Annotated in this window: 2 protein-coding genes; both read left to right on the top strand. The window is 63.4% G+C overall.

The genetic code is table 11. The features are described 5' to 3' along the window. Positions 1-281, top strand: a 281-nt coding sequence (locus tag ENZ75_RS33325; RefSeq protein WP_206617182.1) for a ferrochelatase, incomplete at its 5' end; no start/stop codon positions are given. Between the two features lie 155 nt (positions 282-436). After that, on the top strand, positions 437-771 hold a 335-nt coding region (locus tag ENZ75_RS33330; protein WP_164888250.1), incomplete at its 3' end, for an FAD-dependent oxidoreductase.

The raw sequence follows: 771 nt of genomic DNA on the forward strand, positions 1-771 counted from the left end.
CCTTCCAGTCGCGCTTCGGCGCGCAGGAATGGCTGCAACCCTATACCGACAAGACGGTGGAGAAACTCGCACAGGACGGCGTCAAGTCGATCGCCGTCGTCAATCCCGGCTTTTCCGTCGACTGCATCGAGACGCTGGATGAGATCGGCCGCGAGGCGGCCGAAACCTTCCACCATGCCGGCGGCAAGAATTTCGCCCATATCCCTTGCCTCAACGACAGCGCGGAGGGGATGGCGGTGATCGAGGCGATGGTGCGGCGCGAACTGTCTGGCTGGGTCTAGGAGAAATTCCAGGAAAAGTGTGAAACGGTTTTCCCGGGAAAAGCGAATAGCGCTTTCCCTTGGGAATTTCGTCAACGGGAGTTAGAGCAGCTCGCCGCTCTAACTCCGGAACAACACAAGCTCCGGGGCGTTAAGGCGCGCCGCCGGAGAATGCGATGTCCCGCAAACTCGACCTCAGAACTGGCCAGCCCGTCTGGTCAGCCTATCGCGCGCCTGCGGTGCCGACGGACGGCCTGGTCCGGGACGTCAAGGCAGATGTGCTGGTCGTCGGCATGGGCATCAGCGGCGCCATGATGGCCGAGGCGCTGACGGCCGATGGCCATCGGGTGATCTGTATCGACCGGCGCGGTCCGCTGAAGGGCTCGACGGCCGCAACCACCGCACTGGTGGCATTCGAAATAGACCAGCCTCTCTCCACGCTCTCGAAGATGGTCGGCAGAGCCTCGGCGCAGCAGGCCTGGCGGCGCTCGCGGCTCGCCGTCTCCAATCT

This window comes from Mesorhizobium sp. M7A.F.Ca.CA.002.04.1.1 (genome assembly GCF_004022805.1).
In the GTDB taxonomy this organism is placed as follows: Bacteria; Pseudomonadota; Alphaproteobacteria; order Rhizobiales; family Rhizobiaceae; genus Mesorhizobium; species Mesorhizobium ciceri.